Source organism: Pelomonas parva (assembly GCF_043555835.1).
GTDB lineage: Bacteria > Pseudomonadota > Gammaproteobacteria > Burkholderiales > Burkholderiaceae_C > Pelomonas > Pelomonas parva.
Map to the genome: position 1 here is coordinate 1 of NZ_JBIGHV010000042.1, position 279 is coordinate 279.

At 77.8% G+C, this 279-nt stretch carries 1 protein-coding gene; it reads left to right on the forward strand.

All coding sequences use genetic code 11. The annotated features are described in order from the left end of the window. On the forward strand, nucleotides 1–279 hold a 279-nt coding region (locus tag ACG00Y_RS28840; RefSeq protein WP_394485107.1), incomplete at both ends, for a hypothetical protein.

Consider the following 279-nt stretch of genomic DNA (forward strand, 5'->3'; position numbering starts at 1 on the left):
CCTGCGACGACGTCGGCGCCGCCGCCACGCCGCAGATGCGCGCGGCCTGGGTGGCCTGGCGCGAGCGCCACCAGGTCGCGCCGCTGCGGATGGTGGTGGCGGCCTTGCAGCGGCGCCAGGACAGCAGCGCGCCCTCCTGGACCATCATCACCGAGCCCCTGCGCCAGCGCGTGCTGGGCGAGGCCGCGCCCGACGCGATCTGCGCCGGCCTGGCGCAGGACCTGCAGGGCACCGCCATGGACGTGAGCGCCCAGTACCCGCAGGCCCGTGCCGTCGCCC